We start from the raw sequence: 23699 nt of genomic DNA on the forward strand, positions 1-23699 counted from the left end.
ACCTTGTAAGCGCAAAGCTCGGCGGTGCGTCAACACCAGCCGAGCTTCTAACCACAATGTTACTGGAGATAACACTATGGCTGATTCACAGTCTACCCAAACTCGCCCCAAATATCAGTATCGTTTTCTGGCACTTTATCGAGCAGATAGTGCTGCTACACTTTGCCGCCTGTCTGTTGAAGCCTATATAGAGCAGGAAGCCCGTCAGATCCTTGTCCCTCACTTCATCCTCTCTTTTGCTGGCCGCTTGCCAGTTGAGGCGGTACGCCATGTTTGATAACACACCGCTGGAACTGGATGAAATCATCGATCAGTGCCGAGCACTGGCCTATACCGCTGTAAACACCGATGACGCGCAAGTGCGTGAAATACTGCTGTTCATTCTGCAAGAACGCATCGATCACCTATACCGCACCAGACAGGTAGAACCAGAGGAAGCGGAGGTGCACCATGCGTAATCTGTTTCTGGGGCGACCAATGCGAGGTGAGCGCTATCAAAGCGTCAGCGAAACAGGATGGATCATTGAGGTGATTAGCGTCAGATCAATCAACTATGAATCAGGCCAGGTAATGCCAGAGCCAGAAGTATTTTTCCTGTATGAGTCCAGTCAGCAACGTGGAGAAATGCCACTCAGTGAATTTCGCCGTTCCTATCAGTTATTGCCTGAGTATGTAGAACGCAGAAAAGAAATGGCGCAGGACTATTACGAGCGACGTTCTAACGCGGATAAAGACGACTACGCGCGTTATTTATAGTTGAAAATACCGGAATAATATTACGAATTTTATTTCGGCGAATCCTTGCATTCTGAATGAAGGGTATCCCAATGGATCGTGTCACTGCACAAGCGCTTAGCGCTAAAATGATTGCTGGTGAAGAGACTCAGAAAAATAATGAAGTTCATTCTCTCAGCATTGAAAGCTATCACAAAATGAATAGGGCTAAAAATGTGGCCTTTAGCCTTCATCTCCACGTAAGAAAACTGGAAGTAAATGCTGAGCCACTTTTGTGGTTACCCGATATTTTCAGCTATCTCCACGATGATATTGATTATGTACTGAACGAGTTGAAGGAAAACGGATTGTGCAATGAATGGCTGAAACAAGGAAAGGATTCGTTTCGGTGATTAACACATTTATTCACTTTCAATAAAAAAGCGCCGTTCAGCGCGGCGCTTTTGGAGCTATTCATGAATAACGAATTACAAAAAGAAATTATAAAGCGATTGATAGCAGAATTCCAGTTTAAAGAACAGGAAGGGTATTTACGCTATGGTATTTGTCCCCACTGCCATAAGAAAGAACTGTTTACCAGCATCGAAAAACCTTACGTGCTGAAATGCGGACGGGAAAATAAGTGCGGGGCTGAAATTATCGTCAATGCTCATTACGCTGATTTATTTAATCACTGGTCTGATCGCTACCCACGCACGGAAGCGTCGCCCTGTGCGGCCGCAGATGCCTACTTACGTGAATCGCGTAATCTGGATATCACCCGTCTTGCAGGATGTTACACACAGGAAAGCTTTCACCAGAAAGGACTGGGGACAGCCACGGTGCGCTTTTCGCTCCCCAGTGGGGGATATTGGGAACGCCTTATCGATCAGCCGGAGCGATTTGAGCGTAAAGCTAATTTTCATGGCAGCTATGCCGGCCAATGGTGGAATTATCCGGCTCAGGATTTGAGTAAGCAGAAAGCGATCTGGTTGGTAGAGGGGATTTTTGATGCATTAAGCCTGATACAAAATGGGATCGCGGCGGTGTCTATCATGTCGTGCAACAACTACCCAGAACAGACTCTGGCGCAATTGGCACAAAGTCTGGGAGAACGTCCCAGGCCGGTGCTTGTGTGGGCGCTGGACAACGATCCGGCGGGGAGAAAATACACCGCCCGTCACGCTCGCCGGAGTCAGGAGGCAGGCTGGATGGTCAACGCGGCCTGCGTACCTGTGGGCAGACAAAAACGCGACTGGAACGATCTGCACATTCAGGGAAAGCTGACTCCACGCGATCTAAAGGAATATCGCTATCAGGGGGATTTACTACTGGCTGACAACGCCGCAGATAAGGCGCTACGGATTGCTGAGCATACTGAACGGCGGGAGTTTCATTTTGAATTTGATTCGCGTCTGTATTGGTTCAAGCTCGATCTGGACAGGCATATGAAAGCGGTTGAACGTATTCAGGATGGTGATATCCGGTTGAGCGAACAGGAAGTGAAAGTGAAAGCGCTGAAAGAAGCCGGTGCCGTGGTAGAAATTGCCAATTGCTATCCCGTACCGCTGTATTTCCAGCGCAGTGAGCCAACGGATGAAGCCTGGTACTATTTCCAAATCAATTTCCCAGGCTCCACGCCGCCGGTGAAAGATATGTTTACCTCAGGCCAGCTTACCAGTGCGTCAGAATTTAAAAAGCGTTTGTTACATGTGGCGAAAGGAGCCATTTATACCGGCAATACGAACCAGCTCGACCGCTTGATCCGTCAGGATCTGCCGGTGATTAAAGAGGTGCAGACGCAGAATTTTATCGGCTACAACAAGGTCTGGCAGGGCTGGATATTTAATGCTCTGGCGGTTTCCGGCGGTAAGGTTTACCACCTCAATAGTGAGGACTATTTCGAGATCGGCAAACTGAGCGCTAAAAGCCTCAGCCATAGCCCCGTTCTGGAAATTAACGCTGACCTCAGCCAATTTAAAACGGATTGGGTACAGGATATCTGGACGGCATTTGGCGCTAAGGGTTACATCGCTTTGGCGTTCTGGCTGGGATCGTTGTTTGCTGAGCAAATCCGGCAAGGATGTCGTAGCTTTCCGTTTCTTGAAATCGTCGGTGAGCCAGGAACGGGAAAAAGTACCTTGATCGATTTTCTCTGGAAGCTGTGTGGCCGAGATGATTACGAGGGGTTTGATCCGACCAAATCCACAGCCGCCGCCAGAGCACGAAACTTTGCACAGGTTGGCAATCTGCCCGTCGTGCTGATTGAGGGTGACAGAACGCAAGACACCTTACGTCAGCGGGCGTTTGATTTTGATGACCTGAAACCGCTGTATAACGGTAAAGGTATGCGGGCGACAGGGGTTAAATCCAACAATAATGAAACCTATGAGCCGCCGTTCCGAGGGAGCATTGTGATCGCGCAGAATGCGGATGTAGGCGGTTCACCGGCATTGCTTGAGCGTATCGTGCATATCCATACGGATAAGAGCGCCCAGACACCGCAAACGCGCCAGGCGGCGGAACGGCTTGAACGTGCGACGACAGAGCAGGTATCCGGGTTTATCCTCCAGGTGACACAGTCAGAAACGGCTGTACTCGATGCGTTCAGCCGAGTCTATGAACAGGCTAAAACCGAGCTGGAGAACCATCCAGAGATAAACCATAACCGTATTGCCAAAAACCATGCGCAACTGATCGCGATGGTTGAAACCTTACCGCTGGTTTTGCCTGTTCAGGCTGATGCCGTTCTTCAAACAAGGCAGGCTTTGGTTGCGCTGGCCGCAGAGCGTCGTCAGGCATTGCGCACCGATCCGCCGCAGGTACAGGAGTTCTGGGAGACGTTCGAGTATCTGGATTCGCTCGATCGCTACGGACTGAACCACGCAGGAAAAGATAACAGGGAAGGGATGGTGGCGGTGAATTTCCAGCACTTTATCCAGATGGCATCTGAATATCGGGTTAACCAGTCGTTTGTGATTAGCGACCTGAAAAAACAGCTTAAAGGCGGCACCAGCTTCCAGTTTACGGGCAATAAAGCGGTGCGTAGTCTCCCCAATGAGTTGTACAACAAGGGCAAAGGTCAGCATGATGTGATGCGCCCTGAAATCGTTCGCTGCTGGGTATTCAAACGTAACGAGCTGCAGCACAGTTAATCTCGGCGATGCTGGCCAACGGATGGCCGGTATCGTTGATAGTTTTTCCGACCATGCAACGTTCCTCCCTAACACTCCCATACTCTCACGTCCCCTCATAACAGGTTAAAAGTAGCCTTTATGCGCCATTTTCAAAATATTAGGGGGTGCACCGGAAAAGCGTTACAACTGTTACAAAATTCAAGAGCACCATTTAATGCATTGAATAATATAACTATTTTAGAAATATAAAACCGTTACAAAAGCGTCACGATGTAACGGTTATGAAGTGTTACAGAATGATTTTTTAACCCATTGATTTTATTAGGTGTAACACTTTGCGTAACGGTTTGTAACGCCTAAAGTGTTACATAATTTTATGTTATTTATCAGCGTATTGGATATGGTTTTTATGGGGTGTAACGGTTGTAACAGTTTTCCGATGGCTGACTGGAAATAGAAAGTGACAGTGAAAAAAGAAAAGGTGAGGAGAATAGAAAATTTTCTCTGAATCATCTTTTTACTGTACTGGATGGATGTATTTTTTTAATAAAAACAAATGTTTAAATTCTATTCCTGATCTGTTGTATTCTAGGTTGACAAAATCAGGAATATGCACCAACATTCAAGTTGACAAAAATTACTATTTGCACCAATTCCTACAGAGAGAATTTTAATGTCAGAACATACTTTACCTGTGCCTAGTCAGTTTCACCCTCAATTGACGGTTGAGCGTTTATCTATCGTCGCTGAAGGTATTCTAAAAGTTTTAGATGATACATACAGGCAGTTATCAAGCTCACTTGATGATAATTACACGAGAGGAACATGTACTTTCGGACGCCAGCGACAATATCTAATCCAGTTATGTACAAGTAAGACCTACGATTGGTTAGCGTTAACTCACGCCGGTATGGATGTTACGTTTGAGATTGAGAGTATTCCTGTTCGTTTTTTTGCTGATGATCCTGAAAATCCCAAAAAACCGGGTTTTTTCCGCCGTAATTCCGTCGATCAACTATGGGCACCAGAAGCAACAATACCTACAATGTGGCGTTTTGTGGTTGAGAAGCCGGAGTTTGAGGGCGAAGGTGCTCGGGTGCATTTTGTTGGCTACAGCCCCTTGGAAGAAATCCTAAGTCTTTGGACATATGGCGAAGAACGGGTTGCAGTGTTGCACTCAACCGACGACACCCCGCCTGCACCGGTTGAAATTGTGTTGGATGATATCAGCGCTTCTGTTACTGAAAAAGACAAGAAGAGCGATGCAGAATAATAGTAGGTGAAAAGTGTTTAACGGTTCTAATTTGCGGTTAGCTCGTCTGTATCACGAGTTATCATTGGAGCAAGTGGCTGAGCGGGTCGATAAGACCCGCCAGTATATACAGCGGCTGGAATCTGGCTCTGCTGTGCCTACTCCTGAGCTTGCGAATAAATTAGCTGCCGTCTTACAGGTCATGCCTGAATTTTTCGAAGCGCAAGAGCAGTCTCCCGTGAATGAGGAAATTGTTCATTTCCGTAAACGCAGTACTACTCGTATGGCGACTAAATTAGCAACGCTTGCTAAAGCTGAGTTATATCGTCGCCTGATTGAAGTTTTTGAAGAATATCTTAATTTACCGGCTGTTAAGTTTCCGGAAATGAAGGTACATACTCAGGAAGACATTGAAAAGGCAGCGGAGAAATGTCGAACTGATTGGGGATTAGGCTTTGGGCCGATTGATAACATGACTCGATTGGCTGAAAAGCTAGGGGCATTTGTTACCTCTTTCGACTCTGTATCTGATGATGTGGATGCGCTTTCTGTTCCGTTAAGCCGTCCTTTCATTGTCAGAAATACTGCCAAGAAGTCACCTTGTCGTCAGCGTTTTGATATTGCTCATGAGGTTGCGCATTTGATTTTGCATGAAGGCATCTCTACAGGTGACAGAGTGACAGAATCACAAGCGAATCGTTTTGCGTCGGCATTACTTTTACCGCGCTCGGCTATGGCGAAGTATTTTCCTCGGCCAATTGGTGGACGTATCGACTGGCAAGGGCTTAGTCAGTTCAAACTGACGTGGAAAGTAAGTAAAGCAGCTATCATCTATCGAGCACACCAGCTTTCACTTTTGACGGATGCCCAGTACAAAACGGCATTTTTCGGCCTAAAACGTAAAGGGGAAGCAATTGATGAGAAAGAAGATTGTCTGATACCAAATGAAAGGCCTGAGCTTTTTCATCGAGCTATGAAGTTTCTTTTAACGGATTTGATGGTTGATGCTGATGCGTTAGCACATCGTTTGAAGATCACGCCAGCTATGTTGGCAGAGCTGGCGAACGATAACTTACTAACAGACACTTCAATTGGAAAAGTATCAGGAAATGTAGTTTCTATGTCTTCTTACCGAATGAAGATAGTTTGATATTGTTCTGCCTGAATCCCGTGTCCACGGGATTCATTTTTTCTCGTAAAAATCACTGCAAAATTCTGCACGAAAATGCACAATTTTTTTGATGCTATCCCCCCTTCCCGCACCAGTTCTGGCGCGGGTTTGTTCTCTTTGCACAACTGCACAAAAACGCGCCATTTTAATGCGCGGGCGTGGCGGGGGAACCCTCGCGCGCTGTGGGGTATACGGGGTTATGGACAGATATAATTAGGGAGTACCCATAAAACAGCATTCAAATGCTACTGAGGAGGCGCGTCGCGCGTTCATGATAAGTGAGATGGATTCGGATGATCATGCCTCAGAAGCCGATTCTGGTGCGGTTCATGGGCAGTTTAGGCTGGGCAATACATTGTTGTTCGTCGCGCTAACTGCACGATATACAAAAGTGTATTACACCAGACAGGAAAGGATTACTTCAAGAACGGGAAGCATTCATCAAAGTTCATGTGGTAAACGGACTCGGGCGCCATCGTTCTGGCACTATCAGCTTGTGGTGTTTGCGCAAGATAGATTTGTACCGCATCCAATATCAGCGCAGTGTAATCCCGCTTTGAGCGCTGGCACTGCCGCTCAATCTCTGCATCGATCTGGTGAGGTACACGCAAAGTTCTTACCCGTGTTTTACCGTTACTGCTGCCTTTCATATCTTGATCTCCAGCGTTGTGTAATACACCCGATTTTTCATCTGGTTGCAGGCCAGCAAAAGTGCACTTCGTTGTAATACACCGGCGACAAATGTAATCGCGAGATCTGCCATGCTCAGATGGTGAATATAGGTGTATTACACTACTGAGAAGGACGTAAAAATGACCACCCCTATTCATGACGCTATTTCAGATAAAAGCCCTACACGGCAACGGCTAGATGAGATTGCTAACACGTTTTCTGCACTGGAGGCCGATATTGAGCAGGAAAGGCGAACCCTGGCTAATCTTGTGGAAAGTCATCGTCAGGCAGAAGCGGAGCTAAAAGAGAATGATGGCAAATGGGAAAGTATTCTCATGGGGAATAACGGTTTAGAGAATACTGAGTCAGAACGTGCTTTGTTTATGACTACCACCGCTAAGGCTAAAATATCCCGTTTATCTGTCTTACTGAAAGATCAAAAGCGAAAAGTAGCCGAAATGAATATTCGACTGGGTGCTATGACTGTTGAATATAACAATGCATTTTCCAATGTTACAGCTCCTATCATAAAGCGTGAGGTTGAACAACTTATCACAGAACTACACGATTTAATGGCACCGCGAATTAGCCGAGTTATTGGACTTTGCAGAATGTATGGCGTTAGTGTTCGTGAAACACTGGCAGCGGTTTATTTCACTACTACATACAGAAACGAGAAGGGGGAACTAATTGATGTGGGGCGTTTTGAAAAAATCATGTCAACGGATGATATCGAGTCATCAATAATCAATTCTGTTAAAACTATCATTCGCAGTGACGGTATTAAGGTAACCGGTAGTGAGTTGCCAGATGATCATCCTGGTGCGTATCCAAGAAATGTTTTCAGAGCGATGAAAAATACCCCTTCTCCGGCACAATTATCGCGTGCTAAGTCTGATGCGGAATACAAAGAAAAACTGTTCACTGGGGAAATCCCATTTAGCAATTTTTGATGTCAGCCTGTGAAAAAGCACTGTTGGTAATAATGAGGGAAAGCGCGAGCAGTATCTGAATCAACAATATACTGCTCAACATTTTAATCGGCATTTACCCGATGAAGGATGGCAGAGTTATTGGGCTGACTGTTAGGCATGATATTGTCACAGGTAGCACTACAATGTGCTGCCTGTTCGTTGTCTGATGTGCTCACTCTCAGTTCTTCAATTGTGGTGAAGCAATGGCCACATAACAAGTTTTTGCACTGGTGGTAGCGGCGATAACTGTTTTCCCCAATTTTTTCCACCCCTCTGTCTCCTGCGACTTTACCGCAGTATTTACAAGTGATCATAGCGGCCTTGCCTCATCTCTATACAGCGCGTTTTTATTGTTGCGGGGATGCTGCCGTTTTCTTCTGCCTGGTTAAGGGCGACCTCATACCATTGCAATGATGTGCATTTAAATCCGCATTCTTGACCGGTACAAATGTGGTAGATACTGCGCACATTGGCATCTAAGGCAAAGCTTGTACGTGCTCGCATCCATGCGCCGCATTTAGGGCATTCGGGGAGTTTTTTACGTGGTTCCATGCTGTGTTCCACTAAAAATATTGTTTATGCGTACATTATAACGGGAATGCTGCTGGGGGTATATTTGGGGGTATGAAAAACTTAGAATAAAATATTATCTATATTAATCAGTGGTTATTTTATCTAGTTATATTCCCTTCACTTTTTAGATAAATATTAAAACCCTTCTTTATCATCAACTTAAATAGTTATCTATTTTAGTTGCCTATGGGTTATACCATTGTGATCCGCCCTTAGTAACTGTCACGCTAAGTTACATGATGAGATGACAGTATAACTCAGCGTTGGCGGCAGTTGCATCCTCACACCGCGATAGCACAACGTGAAGGGAAAGCCCATCCGGGCATTGTTATGTCATCGACTGACTGATCACACGCATTTAAGCCCGATGTGCGGTTTTATGACCGCGTAAACAGGTGAATAGTGGTAATGCTCCGGTAGCTACAGATCCGGCTCTGCCAGCGCTTTGTAGTGGTGAAGCTGGAACAGCGGCGAACCAATACAACCTGTCAGGGCAATCTCTGCGTGATTCTGCTATGTCACTAACCAGCGGTAATGCGCCAGCATACATGCTGAATCCTACGTTTAACCTGACGGTAGCGCCGGAAGTACCGCTCACCATCGCCAGCGATAGCTCAAGATTGAGCGAATATATCGATTTCACGGCGAAGGCTTCCGCTGCCAGTTTCGAGCAGTCGTTAACGTTAGCTGCTAGCAGTGGTCAAAGCAGTACAGGCGGGTGATATCTCGAAGGGGCTTACGCCCCTTTATTGTTTCTCGCAGTTTTTGATATCTAAACTGGAGACTTTAGGCAACGGGCGAAGTACTGTTAGTTATTTTCGTGAAAATTAATTAATAATCAATGCGTTAATTGTTTTTGTCGACTGTTTTACTATGCGTGTTTTTCGCGCATTTTCTTGACACACTGACGTAGATTGCGTAATCTGTGTCCATAAACAAATAAGTTGCAAACCCTATCTCAAGTTAAAAATTACAGTATCAGATATGTTGATGCGTTAGCAGACATTGGTACATTCAGTGCTAATGTTGATGCTGACACTCCCGACGCATAAGCGTAGGAGGATATACTATGAAAAATTACGAAAAAACTAACAAAGAAGTTCTCCAGGCTCAAGCATTGCTCTTAAAAGGTGACGAGGGCAGAGATTTTGCCATCCAAGGCAAAACTTTGCAGGAGCGCCGGGAAAGTCTGGCAAGGATCATAAATGCTCAAAAGAGAAACTATCAACTCTGTTAAGATTAACCAATTTTTTTATGAGTTTAGTGCTGAGTATGGTTACGACGCAGAAAAATATCTTGATGAATTGTATGCACTCATCGAAAAGTGGGAAGAGCAGCAATACATTGAGATTTATGAAGTACGTGAAGACCGCACGCACGGCAGGGCAAAGAGCAGTGATTGCGATGGCGAAGGCCGTTTAGTTATCGAGTACATTGGCATTTACCATGCTCGTTTAAGACCAAATTTTGATGATCCTCTTGTTGTTATAAAATTTAGTAAGGATGACGAAGGAAAACCTTACGTGTCTGTTCGCTTTATCACTGATCATGACCAATTGTTTGGCGTGAAAAAGATTAAGCATGACAAGTTTTCGTTGTCTGCTCTTCGCAAAGCTGTTGATGAAAAGATACAAGCTGGTGAGAGCAAAGATTGATAGAAAGCCGGGGATACCCTCGGCTTTTTTGTATCTGCGATTCATATTCCTTCGTAATTCACCAATTCTATATACTTCGATAGCTCAATCATCCCTGCCCCTTTGCTGTACGTCCTGAATGCCTCCGTTTTCGCTTTCTGCTCTGTATGTCCGGTGATACTGCCGATCCGTGTTTCCTGCACTCCTGCACGGTCTAAGCAGGTGATGAACATCCCGCGCAAGCTGTGGAAGCATTGACGATCTGTAGCTGTAGGCAAAACGCGACGGCGTAGCCTGGTGAACGCTTGAGAGTAGAACGGGCCTTTCTTACCGTCAGCGCGGTTAATCTTATTAGCCTGTGGGAATAGGTACTCACCGTAACTGTGGCTCATGTATTCATCGACTATCGCAGATAGCAGGGAGTGAATCGGCACATGCCTGATCCCCGCTTTGGTTTTACTCTTGCTGATCTAGAAACAGCGCACACCTTCCACCGTTTGGATCTCTGACTTCTTGAGGCTTGCCAGTTCATCAAGGCGGCATCCTGAAAACAGCCCCATGATAATAATGTTCCTGATCTCCGGCTCTGCTGAATCAAGTAGCTTTTGCATCTGGTCAGGCTCGAATGGCTGGTAGCTCTCGATGGTTCGACGTGCTTCGAGGTTGTGACCGTGAAAAGGATTGCGGTCTGGTATGCCATCGTAGCGGCGCTTTGCAAATTCGTAGAGAGAGCCTAAGCACGTCAGCCAGTTTTGACGAGATTGATCGGCTGCTCCCTTCTCCTTCTGTGCTTCGAGGAACTCAGTAACCAGGCGACGGCCTATCCTTTCTAATGCAATGTCGGGTTGTTTGGCACTTTCAAGAAATAACTCAACGGCTCGCGCCGATTTGCTCAACGTTGAATAAGAACGGCGGTCTTTATAGCTTTCGGCGTATTCGTCCCGTAATAGGCACAGAATGGGAATCGAACATGATCGTGCTACGGATCGAGGGCGGCTTTTGTTCTTTTTGCCTTCCGTATGCAGGGCGGCTATTGATTGCTGCAACCACTGATCCGGGTTGTTTGGATTGTACTTCCGTTTTAACTCTTCCCATTCTAACAACAAGTGGTTTCTAAAGCGCCGAGCCTCATTGAGATCGCGGGTTGAGGTGGTTTTGCGCCACATCCAACACGGATATAAGAATCGAAGATACTTAGGAACGAAGATTTGAAACATCCAGATCCCGTCTTTTCGCTTATATAAGTACGCCTGGCCCTTGATTGACACGATAATGATCCTCTATTATCACGTAATCAGTTACCTATGCTGATCGCAATATCTTTATCTGTCAGTAGGTTACAGAAGTGGAATGGATTTTTGTTCGATTCCCTTCACTCGCTCCAAGTTCTCTTCTCTCAATGTCTACCTAAGTCAGATAAATCCAGCAATCACAATGCTTCACGCTACTTCTCAGTCGTTTAGGGAAATAACTCGTCTCTCGAAATCTACATCCTGGTGCGTATAGTCATGTGTATAGGGCACGATGACACCTGAAATACTATACGCATTCCATTTACAGATTTTGAGATCCACTGTGCCAAGCCATAGAGTAAAATCCAAGAATGCGCGTAGGGTTTTAAACGCGCTTTCTGGTGATTTTTATGGTCGAAATTCATCTGGTAGGGAGAGTAACCTTATGGTTAGTAGAGACTTTCTTCAGATTCAGGGTGTTTTCTATCGTTCTGTGTTAGCGACGAATGTAGGGGCTGCTCTTGATCCGCCAGGACCACAAAGTGCAGGGCGCTATCATAGACATGGCCAACCTGCACTCTACATGAGTCCATTTCCGGAGTGGTCAATCAGTGCTGTGTCAGGCTATATGAGAGAAGATGGTCTTGCTCGTGTTCTTATCCCAATTAGTGTTACCGATGCATGGGTGTTTGATCAGCGGAATGAGGAGATCTCCCGACTTCTGGGAATTAATCCGCAAGCGTCGAATGGCTCCTGGCGGGAGGCTATCGGGAGCGGGTTAGTTCCAGGTTCATGGGTTAACGCAGATCGTGCAAGGGCTAGTGGAGCTGACGGCATTATTGATTGTTCCCGAAATATTCCTAATGGGTGGCATCTTTGCCTCTTCCGGTGGAATGAGCCAGAAACGCCGCAAGTAAAAGTTTGCGGCGATCCAATCAAAGTTTCACTTTCCTGATTTCACCACCGTCGTCGTCCAGTAGGGTAAATCCCAGGTGCCGCCGAGTTGGATCATACGGCATGAGCCTGTGATTGATGCTCGGCTTTGCTGGAATGCTTTGCCATCCCATACCCAGGCACTATCGCTCATGCAGTCTGCGAGTCCACGCCCTTTCTGTACTGCGGTAATTTCACCGTTTTCGTAGCCTACTCCGATTGTGGTCACAAGCTGCGGCTGGGTTTGCATGGCGTTGTCGATAACCCAGTAAGCGTAGCCTTCGTTGTAAGCGGCGCGCCAGCAAAGGGTGCTGAGTAGGGACATACTGTCATTCAATGGAATGCGTTCAATCGGTTCTGCTTCTTGATAATCTTGCGGTGGGAAACTGTCGCAGTCATCTGCTTTTAACGTCTTAAGCAGCGTTTTCTGGATAGCCGCCCTTTCTGCGTCTGTCAGATTTCTTGATCGTTCCTTTTTGGTTACTGCCGCATAGATAATGGGGGCAGTGACAGCAGGTAATGCGCTACTTTCACTTCCTTTTTTGGTGATGGCATCCGTTGTGCCGATGCGACCTTGTTTCTCATCCATCTTTAGCAGTACCGCATAGGCACCCGCCCCAGACAGTTCGGAAACGACGCCATTGTGATGAAAAGCCACTTTCCCGCTTCCTTTTAGTGCCTGTAGGACGAAGGGAATCTGTGTCTCATTGAGCTGCCAGAGATTGTCTCCGGTTGAGGTGAGTAGGCCTGTATCGACACCGTCAACGGTTAGCGTGAGCTTGGTGCCTTTAGGAATTTCCTTTTCTACCTCAGCGAGTGTAACCTCAGCCGTTATTGGCGTATTTTGCCCGGCATGACGCGTGAGAAGCAGTGAGATATCTGGCACATCTTCCTCTTCCCCTGTGTACTGCTTTTCTGGCGAGTAGCCGGCAGCCCGACACGTTAGCGTGTTATCACAGACCACTTCCCAGTCTTTATGAAAGAAAGTGCTATCAGCGAAGGTTGTGGCAAACGCCAGAACAGGAATCCCCGTGATCAGTGCCGTTAGCATAGAGAGGCGGGAAGGGAGAGAAAAAGTCATTTTCTATCAAGTCCTTGATTACGCGGTAGCTTGCTGCCTGCCTATTTTCGCTGCCAGAAAGCCAGTCGCTTTTTTGGTATATGCCAAGATGTTAGCGTTAGACGGCGTAATATTGCGAATATTTCTTGTCCGACCACTCCTTTATTAAACGTGAATCGGGTATGATGCCGCTGCCGTTAGCCGTTCATCGGCTGCTCAAAAATCCCCTCAGTGTTATCAGCATGTTTATCCTGCTTTTTAACCTCACGCGCGATAACGGTCAGAAACGGTTTTCCACACAATTGAAACGATCCCTATAAATAAGTGTCATGATAGATGTAGCGCGATGAGAACGACTCTTTATGCGGTACGCTGTTAATCACTTAAAGACGAGTATCATGAAAATTAAGCAAACATTTACCAGGGCACTACTCCACCCGCGCTATTGGATGACTTGGTTTGGCCTTGGCGTGCTGTTTTTATTAGTTCAACTCCCTTATCCGCTGCTGATGAAACTCGGAAGCAGTGCAGGTCGTCTATCCCGCCTCTTTCTGAAACGCCGGGTGTCGATTGCCCGACGCAATCTTGAATTGTGCTTCCCTACGATCTCCAACGATGAAAGAGAAGCGATGATCGACAATAACTTCGCTTCGCTCGGGATGGCATTGGTTGAAACCGGTATGGCTTGGTTTTGGTCCGATCGCCGCGTGCGCCAGTGGTTTGATGTTTCAGGGCTGGAGCATTTACAGCATGCGACCGCAAAAGGTCAGGGCGTAATGGTGATTGGTATTCACTTTATGTCGCTGGAACTGGGTGGTAGGGCGATGGGGCTGTGTCAGCCTATGATGGCGATGTACCGTCCGCACAATAATAAAGCGATGGAAATGGTACAAACTTGGGGACGTTCTCGTTCCAACAAAGCGATGATCGACCGTAAAGATCTGCGTGGCATGGTGCAAGCGCTAAAACGGGGTGAAGCGGTATGGTTCGCTCCCGATCAGGATTACGGCCCTAAAGGCAGCGTTTTTGCCCCGTTCTTTGCGGTGAAAAATGCGGCAACCACGAACGGCACATACACGATTAGCCGTCTCGCAAAACCGGCGATGATGACGACAGTGCTGATTCGCAAACCCAATGCCTTGGGCTATCAACTGGTGATTCAGCCTGAATTACAGGATTATCCTTATCACGATGAACAGGCTGCGGCGTGTTACATGAATAAGGTGATTGAGAAAGAAATCATGCGTGCACCCGAACAGTACCTTTGGCTGCACCGGCGCTTTAAAACCCGTCCGGTAGGGGAAGTGTCTCTTTACGCCTGAGGATAGTGTGGATGTTGAATGTACTTTGTGTTAAATGACGTAAACGTTTGAAATTGGATGGTGCTTCAGCGCCATCTAACATATCGAAAAAACAGTCCCTACGCATGATGCACAAACAAAAATGGCTACCGGATGGCAGCCATTTTAGGGTGGTTAACGTACTTGAGTACGATTAACGGAAGATAGCGTGGGGGTTAACACCGCGATAGGTTTTGCCCAACGCTTTTAATATTTGATTGATTTTGCGGACAACGCGCATCTTTTTTATCCCCACGATTCTTAAATAATTATTGGTTGAAAGTACCAAAGTTGATGTTGATGTTTTCAAACATAGCGATGATTTTGTTCAGCAGTTTCATGGTCATTTCCTCATTGTTAGTTGATTTGTTTTCTGTGATGCTGTTCACGTTTTTAAGAATACTCGCACTGATACGGGTGGTCAACTTTTTTGTGATGCGAATCACAAAAAAATGAACGATCAGTTTGTGAGGGGTAAACCGCTGTTTTGATTTCCGTCTAAGAACCCTTTCTGCTTTTTCTTCATACTGACCCATTTTCAGAGAGTGGCCTGATTGGGCATTACCTGTACTGGCTGTGCGCTTCGTTATCGGACAGATGGCGTGAGATAGGTAAATTGTCTCGATTAGCAGTTGAAATAAGCGCGGGTGAAGCGGGATAATCACGCGCTTCATATTGCCTGACACCGTCTTATCCAGCTTGTTTTAGTTCAGCCTGTTTTTGGTGCTGCAGTGTCTTGATATAGCAACGTTTTCCAGCTTTGCATCCAGCGAGTTAATCGTTTGCGTGCGGGGCTATAGCCTAAATAATTCGAGTTGCAGGAAGGCGGCAAGAGAGGGAATCCCGATGAGCTTACTTGAGTAAGTGATTCGGGTGACTGAACGCAGCCAACACACGTGCAGCTTGAAGAATGACGGGTATATACGGTTCATGATGCGCCAGCGATGCTGGTGCGTTCGCGGAGCAAGGCCGCGGGAACCGTCAGAATCGATCTTAAATAATAATGGCATTTCAGGGGATACCACCATGTCAAACACCACCCGTCAGGCAGGTTCACAAGGCTCGCTTGATGCTTTTTTCAAAATTACACAGCGCGGCAGTAACGTGCGTCAGGAAGTGTTAGCTGGCCTGACGACGTTCCTGGCAATGGTTTACTCCGTGATTGTGGTGCCGAGTATGCTGGGTAAGGCTGGCTTCCCGCCGGCAGCCGTGTTCGTTGCAACCTGTCTGGTTGCCGGGCTGGGGTCGCTGCTGATGGGATTGTGGGCCAATCTGCCAATGGCGATCGGCTGTGCGATTTCGCTGACGGCATTCACCGCGTTCAGTCTGGTGCTGGGGCAACAAATCAGCATTCCTGTGGCGCTGGGAGCGATCTTCCTGATGGGTGTGCTGTTCACCATCATTTCCGTCACAGGCATCCGCTCCTGGATCTTGCGTAACCTGCCGATAGGTGTGGCGCATGGTACGGGGATTGGTATCGGTCTGTTCCTGCTGATTATTGCCGCCAACGGTGTCGGTCTGGTGGTAAAAAACCCGATTGACGGCCTGCCAGTCGCGCTGGGTGATTTCACTTCTTTCCCTGTCATTATGTCCCTGCTGGGGCTGGCAGCGACTATCGGTTTAGAGAAGCGTCGCGTACCGGGCGGTATTCTGCTGGTTATCATCGCGATCTCTATTCTGGGGCTGATTTTTGACCCAAATGTAAAATACGCTGGCTTCTTTGCGCTGCCAAGCCTGACGGCGGCTGACGGTTCGTCGCTGATCTTCAGTCTGGATATCATGGGCGCATTGCAGCCGATGGTTCTGCCGAGCGTGCTGGCGCTGGTGATGACCGCCGTGTTCGATGCCACGGGTACGATCCGCGCGGTAGCCGGACAGGCGAACCTGCTGGATAAAGACGGGCAAATCATCAACGGTGGTAAAGCCCTGACCGCAGACTCCGTGAGCAGCATTTTCTCCAGCTTGGTCGGGACGTCTCCGGCAGCGGTTTACATCGAATCCGCCGCAGGTACGGCAGCCGGTGGTAAAACGGGCTTAACGGCAACCGTTGTCGGTGTCCTGTTCCTGCTGCTGCTGTTTGTGTCTCCGTTAGCGTATCTGGTGCCTGGCTATGCCACCGCACCCGCGCTGATGTACGTCGGCCTGCTGATGCTGGGCAACGTTTCCAAACTGAACTTTGATGACTTCGTCGATGCCATGTCCGGTTTGGTCTGTGCCGTATTCATCGTGCTGACCTGTAACATTGTGACCGGTATCATGCTGGGCTTTGGCGCGCTGGTATTAGGCCGCATCTTCTCCGGCGAATGGCGTAAACTGAACATCGGCACCGTGGTGATTGCTGTCGCGCTGGTGGTGTTCTACGCTGGCGGCTGGGCGCTGTAATTCTTTCCAATAGACCTTCTGGTGCCGTCCAGAAGGTCTGTCATTCCTCGTCTTTCCTTCCTCCTTCCCTTCTTATCATTTCCCACGCTAAATGCGATTTTATGTGTCTTTTTATTGGCGTTGGGTTGATGTTACTTGTGTGATAATCAATATTGTTATTAATTTTGATTTCGACCAGAAATCCATTTTCATACCGAGCTAAATGCGTTAAATATGGAAGAGCAGTCTGCTCGCTAGCAGGCAGAATTTTTTGATTTAGGAGTACGTCTAAGGAAAGCATGGAAATATTTTTTACGATTCTTATTTTGACCCTAGTGGTATCTCTGTCTGGGGTGATTACCCGCATTTTACCTTTTCAAATCCCTCTGCCTTTAATGCAAATCGTGCTTGGTGCCATCCTTGCCTGGCCCCATTTTGGTTTGCACGTTGATTTCAATCCCGAGCTGTTTATGGTGCTCTTCATTCCGCCGCTGCTGTTTGCCGACGGCTGGAAAACGCCGACGCGTGAGTTCCTGAGACACGGTCGAGAAATTATTGGTCTGGCGCTGGTTCTGGTTCTGATTACCGTGGTGGGCATCGGCTATTTCATCTACTGGATGGTGCCGGGCATGCCGCTGATTGCGGCCTTCGCGCTGGCCGCCGTGCTGTCGCCGACGGATGCCGTCGCGCTGTCTGGTATCGTCGGGGAAGATCGTATACCGAAAAAGCTGATGGGCATTTTGCAGGGCGAAGCGCTGATGAACGATGCGTCCGGTCTGGTGTCGCTGAAATTTGCTGTCGCGATTGCGATGGGCACGATGGTGTTTACGGTTTCCGGTGCGACGCTGGAATTCATGCAGGTTGCGCTGGGCGGGCTGCTGGCGGGCGTCGGCGTGACCTGGATATTCGGTAAATCGCTGCGCGCTATCAGCCGCTGGAGTGGTGATGATGCCGCAACGCAGATTGTGCTGCTGTTGCTGCTACCTTTCGCCTCGTATCTGATTGCCGAACACATCGGTGTGTCGGGCATTCTGGCCGCGGTAGCCGCGGGGATGACGATGGGTCAATCGGGCGTCATTCGTAGCGCACCGCTGACAATGCGGCTGCGTGCGAACGGCGTGTGGTCGATGTTGGAGTTCGTGTTTAACGGCATGGTGTTCATCATGTTGGGCCTGCAATTACCGGGCATTCTGGAAACCTCGGTGACGCAGGCGGAGTTGGACCCAACGATTGAAACCTGGATGCTGTTTACCGATATCGTGATTATCTATGGTGCTTTGCTGCTGCTGCGTTTCTGTTGGCTGTGGGTGATGAAAACATACAGCACACACATCCAGAAAAAGCGCCCGATGATCTTTGCCGAATTTTCCACGCGGGAGCTGTGGATCGCGTCCTTTGCTGGCGTGCGAGGGGCGATTACGCTGGCGGGTGTGCTATCTATTCCGCTGCTGCTGACGGACGGCACCGCATTCCCGTCACGCTATCAACTGGTGCTTATCGCTACGGGCGTCATTTTGTTTTCTCTACTGTGTGGCGTGCTGGCGTTGCCGTTTCTGTTGCGTGGTGTGGTGGTCGCGGACAAGGCCGCGCATGCCAAAGAAATCCGCATGGCGCGCATGGCGGTGGCAGAAGTGGCGATCAAAAGTATGCACAAAATGGAGGAGCGTCTGGCCGCCGATCGAGAGGAGAACATTGATGAGCAGGTGCTGAAAGAAGTCAGCGCGCGTGTCATTGGTAATCTGCGCCGACGGCTCATCGATAAAGACGATCCTGAAAATGGTCTGCTGATTGAGAATCTGGAGCGGCGTTTTCGTCTGACCGCGCTGAATTCCGAACGTGCTGAGCTGTATCACCTGCGTGCCACGCAGCAAATCAGCAATGAGACGTTGCAAAAAATGCTGCGCGACCTCGATCTGATGGAAGCGCTTCTGATCGAAAATGAGTAAGACGCGGTGAGACGATCCCCGTTACCGCGTTGATTTCTTTCTCTTCTCTTTTCTTCCTCTGCATCTCCATGGCGTAAGCGATGGGGATGTTTTTTATGCGTCCAGCCTAAGAACGACGTCAGGCGATTGTAAACTGCTTGTCACTAAATGATAATGATTGTTATTATCTGTAGGGCTTTTCTCATAAGTGAAAAGTAGAGCAGTAAAAAACAGAAAACTAAAAAACCAGAAGCACAAAACGGCCCGCACGGTATCAACATCGTGTGGGGTGAATGGCTGTTTGAAGGACCAGATAAAATAAACGGACATTAACCCTAAATTAATTAGGTAATAAGCCACGTTTATAGGGGAATATTATGCGTGTATTAGTGGTTGATGATGATTCTGTGCTGTGCCATTGGCTGGGGTCTAAATTACATTCCCACGGCCATTCTTGCCGAATGGTGCACGATGGCGCACACGCATTAAAAGCGATCAAGGATGAAGTTTATGATGTCGTTCTGTTAGACAGAATGTTACCCATCATGGATGGATTTACGGTATTACGTGAATTACAAGGCTCACGTCATCCGCCTATTATGCTGCTCTCGGCGCTGGATCGTGATGTCGATCGGGTGATGGGTTTAGAGCTTGGTGCGGAGGATTATCTCGGCAAGCCTTTTAATTTTAATGAGCTTAGATTACGTCTGGATATTATGGCGCGGCGCGGTAAACATCATGTCGATAATCCTTCCATGCTGACTTTTGAAGACCTGCAGCTTGACCGTATGCAGCGCGTTGCATGGCGCGGCGGCAAGCGCATCGACTTGACCGATAAAGAAATCAAGTTACTGATTATATTAATGGAAAATCCGGGTCAGGCGATTACGCGTACGATGCTGTTAGAGCGCGTATGGGGCTACAATTTTGATCCGCAAACCAATCTGATCGACGTTCATATGTCAAAATTGCGGGCAAAAATTGATAAAGGCTTCCCGCATCCATTAATTAAAACGCTAAGAGCGATGGGCTACGCATTAGGCGCGGTAGATAAGGACAAAACCGATGTTGGCAGCCACGCTGAATAAAATAAAAATAAAGAAGCTCGGGCAGCACTGGCAGGTAAAAATAAAACACTGGCAATTACTGGGGGCAAGCCAATATCCCGGCTTTTTATGCACCTCTAATTTTCGCCAGGCAATAACCATTGTTTTTCTGTTCTTATTGATGATGCTGATGTGTATTGTCGGCTTCAGTTCATTAAGTGAAACGCTGATTAGAACGCATGTCCGCGAAGTTATTCTGGGTAATATTTACGACTATTCGATGCAGTCGCGTTTAACCAATGCCGATAGCCTGATTACGCAATTACGGCAGGACAATCGCGCGAAAGGGGACGAATTACCGCTGTTTCTGGTGATGAATAAACACGGTGATATTCTGTATCACAATCATCCATTAAGAACGCATCCACTCCCTCCCCATTCTGCAAACTCACACCCTCTTGAAATGCGGCAGCATACCGATTGCCAGATGGATGTCAGCTGTCTTAAAGCCGAAATTTCCAGCCCTGACGACCCGAATCTAATCGGTTTGTCCGTCATGTTGGATGACGGGGGCGTGCTGTTTACCGCTTACAACATTCGGCCGATGTTAGAGAGGGTGAGAACCATCCCGCTCGTGGCGGGGGCGGGACTGTTTGTCGTGCTGCTCTTTTGCCTGTTTGTCAGCCGCCATTTCAGCTTACGCAGCTTGCGCAGCGTGGAGAAAATCCGTGCGGCGCTACATCGCTACAGCAGCGGTGAGCAACAGGTGCGTATGCCGCTGTCGCCTTACGACGATGATTTTGACAGCCTGAGTGCCGATATTAACCAGAATCTGGAACGCATTGAGCGCCTGATGGAGCAGGTGCGCAGCACTTCCAGCCATGTCGCGCATGAACTGCGTACGCCGCTGACGCATCTGCAAAATCGCCTGTTCAATCTGACGGAGCGGGCAGGGCTGGATAACGACATTCGTGATGAGTTGAATCTGGCGGTGGACGAGGTGCATAAAATTCTCGGGCTATTCCGAACCGTGATGCGTATCGGTGAAATCGAAAGTGGGCGCTGTGTACACCAGTTTGAGAACATTGAAGCGCGCCAACTGCTGGAAGAAATTGCCGAATATTATCAGCCGCTGGCGGAAGAGCGCGGCTGTCGCCTGAAGATTGAAATCAAAGCCGGAATTCAGCTATTTGGCGACCGAGCGCTGCTGTTTCAGGCGCTGGCCAATCTGGTAGAGAACGCGCTGAAATATGCGGCGCAGGGAAAATACATCACGTTGAGCGTGACGCTGTACCGTGGCTGGATAGCCCTGAGCGTTGCTGACCGTGGTCCGGGCATTCCGCCGGCGCTGCATGCCAAAGCGCTACAACGCTTTCAGCGGCTGGATACCTGGTTTCAGTCTGGCTATGGGCTGGGGTTATCTCTGGTTCAGGCAATTACCGATCTGCACGGTGGCAAACTCTATCTGGATTCCTCAGAGCCGGGCCTGAACGTTTATCTGTGCCTTAATCGCTGCTAATCCTCTTTTTTCTCGATGAATACGACGTGTGGTAAGTGGGTTTTCTCTGCTTGCTACGACGATTTTCTCTTAATCGTTTATGAATATCCCTGCAAAAAACATGAATATTTATTAATTTACCCTGCAATGTAAATTGTTTTAATCATTGATTTATATTGATAATTTTTTGTATGGAAAGATTAACGAATATTAATGTTCCACTGCTTGCTCTGCTTGATAATAAGTCTCATTATTAATCTTATTATCATCGTGGCACCCTGAGTTTCCGAGTAGGCCATGATTTCTTTGCCTGCGGATTAGAGAGTCTTCCCATGAAAAATATGAAAGCAAAACTGCGTTCTTTCCTGCGTGACGAGAGCGGTGTAACGGCAATCGAATACGGCATTCTTGCGGCGGCGATGGCGGCAGCTATCGGCGCTATTTTCGGCGGTGACGGTATCTTCGTGAAAGCGCTGAATGAGAAATTTAGCCAGATCGCCGATCAAATCACTGGCGCAGGAACGCCAGGATCGGGTTCAACGAACGTACCGAAATAAGTACGGGATGGCGGATTACGCGCACTGGCCGCAGACGGTACTGCTGATGGGGTGCCTGCTGTGGTGTATCAGTACCGACCTGTTAGTACGCAAAATTACGAATCAGGCGGTACTGATTTTATTGCTGGGCTGGCTGTTTTTCAGCGCTTCACATGTCCTGCAATCCGGTGCGTTAGATAGGTTGGCACTACAGAAAACGCTCTGGGCGCTGCCAGGCGCGGCGGCAGTACTGGTTGTGGGATTTTTGCTTTTCCTCACCGGCAGATTAGGCGCCGGGGATGTCAAGCTGATGAGTGTGCTGTGCCTGTGGGTTGGGCAAGGGCACCAGATCGTTTTCGTCATGGTGACGGCGCTGGCTGGCGGTGTTCTGGCGCTTAGCTTGCCGCTGCTGAATACCGTACCCACAGCGGTGGCGATGGGCATTCAAACCACCAACCGGATATTCAAGAGTCGGTTGCCTATGCCACCCGCGTTGCCCGCCGATCTTTCTCAAGGCATACCTTACGGCGTCGCCATTGCGTTCGGCGCGATGTATGTCCTGATTTTTCCCTTGTTTTAATTCTGTCGCAGCTTTAAGACACACACGGCTTAGGTAGGCAAGTTGAAATGAAAGTGAACTCTACATACGTACTGTCAGGCGCGCTCGTGCTGGCAGGCATTGTTGCGCTGATGGTGCGTAGCCACCTCTCTTCTGAACCCCCTGCGCCGCCTCCGATTGTGGTTAAAGCACCGGAAAAAACGGCTGTTTTGGTGGCCGCGAAAGATCTGCATCCCGGTGACTTTCTGGATTCATCCTCCCTGCGCTGGCAGGAGACAGATGAATCGGTTTCTCGTTCATTTAACTTTGTTCGTGGTAAAGACAGTCAGTCGCTACTGTTCGGCTCAACGTTGCGTGAAACAGTGGCAGAAGGTGCGCCGTTAAACAGTAACGTATTGGTTAAGCCGAATGAGCCGGGTTTTGTCGCTGCCGTACTGCGTAAAGGCATGCGTGCTATCTCCGTTCCTACCAGCGCCATTGCGAGCAATGCTGGATTAGTGTCAGCAGGCGATCGTGTTGATGTGATCCTTAGCATGAGACGAGACGATCAGTCTGAGTTACCCGCAAGCCGTAACCAACCTGTCGTGATGCCGCTTCTGGCGTCACAAACGATAGTTCGTGATTTACGCGTATTGGCGCTGAACGATAAAACTGGTACGCCGATATACCCACGCTTTGATGCTGCTGAAGACGGTACGGTGCTTGATGCAACCGCCAAAAGCCGTGAGTCTGCCGTGCGTTCTCGTCCTGCAACTTATCAAACCGTGACGCTGGAAGTGACGCCTCAGCAGGCTGAAGCGCTGGCGGTTGCCAAAGAGCTGGGCATTCTGCATTTGGCGCTGCGCAGTGCCGATCTGGATGATGTAGTCGATCCTGCAACAGGGCGACCTCATGTGACCACAGTGCCTCTGGCAACCGATATCTACGGAGCGCTATCTGCCGGATCCGGCGGGCACAAAGTGAAAATCTATCGCGCTGAGCAAAAAGACGTGGTGACGTTCCCCTCCCGATAGGACGAACACGAAATCTGACAGCCTGCGGGCAGCCGCGAGTTGCTCATGGAAAAATGAAGCCCATTACGG

The 23699-nt window shown here is 48.3% G+C and carries 24 protein-coding genes and 2 pseudogenes; 20 read left to right on the plus strand and 6 right to left on the minus strand.

Features of this window, described 5'->3' with window-relative positions; genetic code table 11:
- Positions 1-76 precede the first annotated feature (76 nt).
- The 7 genes from H0248_RS03565 (at position 77) to H0248_RS03595 (ending at position 6253) form a co-directional block, all read left to right on the plus strand.
- Positions 77-277 carry a host cell division inhibitor Icd-like protein gene (locus tag H0248_RS03565; protein WP_180784816.1) on the plus strand — a complete coding sequence of 67 codons (201 nt, stop codon included), beginning with the start codon at positions 77-79 and terminating at the stop codon, positions 275-277.
- Positions 270-458 (plus strand): hypothetical protein, encoded by a 189-nt coding sequence (locus H0248_RS03570; protein WP_180784817.1) that lies wholly within the window; start codon positions 270-272, stop codon positions 456-458. The genes H0248_RS03565 and H0248_RS03570 overlap by 8 nt, the downstream gene beginning before the upstream one ends.
- The gene (locus tag H0248_RS03575) at positions 451-756 is read left to right on the plus strand and encodes a hypothetical protein (RefSeq protein ID WP_180784818.1); all 306 of its coding nucleotides are present in this window, start codon (positions 451-453) and stop codon (positions 754-756) included. The genes H0248_RS03570 and H0248_RS03575 overlap by 8 nt, the downstream gene beginning before the upstream one ends.
- A gap of 71 nt (positions 757-827) precedes the next feature.
- Positions 828-1127, plus strand: a complete 300-nt coding sequence (locus H0248_RS03580) for a Derepression protein (protein WP_240345930.1) — start codon at positions 828-830, stop codon at positions 1125-1127.
- 63 nt (positions 1128-1190) lie between these two features.
- Positions 1191-3869, plus strand: coding sequence for a toprim domain-containing protein (locus H0248_RS03585; protein ID WP_180784819.1), 2679 nt, complete (start codon positions 1191-1193; stop codon positions 3867-3869).
- Between the two features lie 655 nt (positions 3870-4524).
- Complete coding sequence (locus H0248_RS03590) at positions 4525-5124, plus strand: hypothetical protein (protein WP_130621610.1); 600 nt, start codon at positions 4525-4527, stop codon at positions 5122-5124.
- A 13-nt stretch (positions 5125-5137) separates the two neighbouring features.
- Positions 5138-6253 carry a helix-turn-helix domain-containing protein gene (locus tag H0248_RS03595; RefSeq protein WP_039470839.1) on the plus strand — a complete coding sequence of 372 codons (1116 nt, stop codon included), beginning with the start codon at positions 5138-5140 and terminating at the stop codon, positions 6251-6253.
- Between the two features lie 437 nt (positions 6254-6690).
- Here H0248_RS03595 and H0248_RS03600 read toward each other — a convergent pair whose 3' ends face one another.
- Positions 6691-6924, minus strand: coding sequence for a hypothetical protein (locus H0248_RS03600; protein ID WP_180784820.1), 234 nt, complete (start codon positions 6922-6924; stop codon positions 6691-6693).
- 162 nt (positions 6925-7086) lie between these two features.
- Between H0248_RS03600 and H0248_RS03605 the strand changes: the two genes are divergently transcribed.
- Positions 7087-7899: a hypothetical protein gene (locus tag H0248_RS03605; RefSeq protein WP_180784821.1), complete on the plus strand. Its 813-nt coding sequence runs from the start codon at positions 7087-7089 to the stop codon at positions 7897-7899.
- Positions 7900-7982: 83 nt separating this feature from the next.
- On the opposite strand, the gene H0248_RS22420 is transcribed toward H0248_RS03605, so the two are convergent.
- Positions 7983-8234 (minus strand): ogr/Delta-like zinc finger family protein, encoded by a 252-nt coding sequence (locus H0248_RS22420; protein ID WP_374705252.1) that lies wholly within the window; start codon positions 8232-8234, stop codon positions 7983-7985.
- Positions 8221-8472 (minus strand): ogr/Delta-like zinc finger family protein, encoded by a 252-nt coding sequence (locus tag H0248_RS03615; protein WP_180784823.1) that lies wholly within the window; start codon positions 8470-8472, stop codon positions 8221-8223. The genes H0248_RS22420 and H0248_RS03615 overlap by 14 nt, the downstream gene beginning before the upstream one ends.
- Positions 8473-9029: 557 nt before the next feature.
- Between H0248_RS03615 and H0248_RS22425 the strand changes: the two are divergent.
- From H0248_RS22425 to H0248_RS03630, 3 genes and pseudogenes are all read left to right on the plus strand, one after another.
- Positions 9030-9215: pseudogene (locus H0248_RS22425) on the plus strand (hypothetical protein); the annotation flags it as partial.
- Between the two features lie 347 nt (positions 9216-9562).
- On the plus strand, positions 9563-9730 hold the full coding sequence (locus H0248_RS03625; protein WP_157891291.1) for a hypothetical protein: 168 nt from the start codon (positions 9563-9565) through the stop codon (positions 9728-9730).
- Positions 9699-10148 (plus strand): hypothetical protein, encoded by a 450-nt coding sequence (locus H0248_RS03630; RefSeq protein WP_180784824.1) that lies wholly within the window; start codon positions 9699-9701, stop codon positions 10146-10148. The genes H0248_RS03625 and H0248_RS03630 overlap by 32 nt, the downstream gene beginning before the upstream one ends.
- 41 nt (positions 10149-10189) lie before the next feature.
- Here H0248_RS03630 and H0248_RS03635 read toward each other — a convergent pair.
- Positions 10190-11395, minus strand: a pseudogene (locus tag H0248_RS03635) (tyrosine-type recombinase/integrase).
- A gap of 409 nt (positions 11396-11804) precedes the next feature.
- On the opposite strand from H0248_RS03635, the gene H0248_RS03640 reads away from it, so the two are divergent.
- Entirely contained in the window at positions 11805-12314 is a 510-nt protein-coding gene (locus H0248_RS03640; RefSeq protein ID WP_180784825.1) for an RES domain-containing protein, read from the plus strand.
- On the opposite strand, the gene H0248_RS03645 is transcribed toward H0248_RS03640, so the two are convergent.
- The gene (locus H0248_RS03645) at positions 12303-13373 is read right to left on the minus strand and encodes a DUF1176 domain-containing protein (protein WP_180784826.1); all 1071 of its coding nucleotides are present in this window, start codon (positions 13371-13373) and stop codon (positions 12303-12305) included. The two genes, H0248_RS03640 and H0248_RS03645, sit on opposite strands and share 12 nt — an antisense overlap.
- A 377-nt stretch (positions 13374-13750) precedes the next feature.
- On the opposite strand from H0248_RS03645, the gene lpxP reads away from it, so the two are divergent.
- Positions 13751-14674 (plus strand): kdo(2)-lipid IV(A) palmitoleoyltransferase, encoded by a 924-nt coding sequence (lpxP, locus tag H0248_RS03650; RefSeq protein ID WP_180784827.1) that lies wholly within the window; start codon positions 13751-13753, stop codon positions 14672-14674.
- Positions 14675-14961: 287 nt separating this feature from the next.
- Here the strand turns inward: lpxP and H0248_RS03655 are convergent, their stop codons facing one another.
- Positions 14962-15378 (minus strand): hypothetical protein, encoded by a 417-nt coding sequence (locus H0248_RS03655; protein WP_180784828.1) that lies wholly within the window; start codon positions 15376-15378, stop codon positions 14962-14964.
- Between the two features lie 340 nt (positions 15379-15718).
- On the opposite strand from H0248_RS03655, the gene H0248_RS03660 reads away from it, so the two are divergent.
- The 7 genes from H0248_RS03660 (at position 15719) to cpaB (ending at position 23630) form a co-directional block, all read left to right on the plus strand.
- Positions 15719-17074 carry an NCS2 family permease gene (locus H0248_RS03660; protein ID WP_180784829.1) on the plus strand — a complete coding sequence of 452 codons (1356 nt, stop codon included), beginning with the start codon at positions 15719-15721 and terminating at the stop codon, positions 17072-17074.
- 278 nt (positions 17075-17352) lie between these two features.
- Positions 17353-18999, plus strand: a complete 1647-nt coding sequence (locus H0248_RS03665; RefSeq protein ID WP_180784830.1) for a Na+/H+ antiporter — start codon at positions 17353-17355, stop codon at positions 18997-18999.
- Between the two features lie 356 nt (positions 19000-19355).
- A complete protein-coding gene (locus H0248_RS03670) occupies positions 19356-20066 on the plus strand; it encodes a response regulator transcription factor (RefSeq protein WP_180784831.1) in 711 nt (236 codons plus the stop codon).
- Positions 20044-21543: a sensor histidine kinase gene (locus tag H0248_RS03675; RefSeq protein ID WP_180784832.1), complete on the plus strand. Its 1500-nt coding sequence runs from the start codon at positions 20044-20046 to the stop codon at positions 21541-21543. The genes H0248_RS03670 and H0248_RS03675 overlap by 23 nt, the downstream gene beginning before the upstream one ends.
- 311 nt (positions 21544-21854) lie before the next feature.
- Entirely contained in the window at positions 21855-22079 is a 225-nt protein-coding gene (locus tag H0248_RS03680; RefSeq protein ID WP_180784833.1) for a Flp family type IVb pilin, read from the plus strand.
- Between the two features lie 7 nt (positions 22080-22086).
- Positions 22087-22638, plus strand: a complete 552-nt coding sequence (locus tag H0248_RS03685) for an A24 family peptidase (RefSeq protein ID WP_180784834.1) — start codon at positions 22087-22089, stop codon at positions 22636-22638.
- Positions 22639-22685: 47 nt separating this feature from the next.
- Complete coding sequence (cpaB, locus tag H0248_RS03690) at positions 22686-23630, plus strand: Flp pilus assembly protein CpaB (RefSeq protein ID WP_180784835.1); 945 nt, start codon at positions 22686-22688, stop codon at positions 23628-23630.
- Positions 23631-23699: the final 69 nt, after the last annotated feature.

Origin of the sequence: Pectobacterium brasiliense (assembly GCF_013449685.1) — a bacterium.
Classification (GTDB): domain Bacteria; phylum Pseudomonadota; class Gammaproteobacteria; order Enterobacterales; family Enterobacteriaceae; genus Pectobacterium; species Pectobacterium brasiliense_A.